We start from the raw sequence: 223 nt of genomic DNA on the forward strand, positions 1-223 counted from the left end.
ACCCGATCGAATTTTAGGTGAACCGGCTTTAGATAAGCGACTTTTTCCAAGCACAGAACTACCAGATTGTCTATGAATGGGAACTAAACCCACAAATGCAGCAGCTTGGCTTGCTTTTTCAAAAGAATGAGCACGTAAAAAAACAAGCATTAATAAACTGGTACGCTCAGCAATTGCTGGAATGCTTTCAAGAAGCTTTTGATCACGTTTAAGCTCATGGTCT

The 223-nt window shown here is 40.4% G+C and carries 1 protein-coding gene; it reads right to left on the reverse strand.

Annotated elements, in window-relative coordinates:
- A partial coding sequence (locus WFN33_RS20345; protein ID WP_336954844.1) for a transposase occupies window positions 1-223 on the reverse strand: 223 nt, incomplete at both ends.

This window comes from Acinetobacter sp. AS167, from assembly GCF_037152175.1.
Taxonomy (GTDB): Bacteria; Pseudomonadota; Gammaproteobacteria; order Pseudomonadales; family Moraxellaceae; genus Acinetobacter.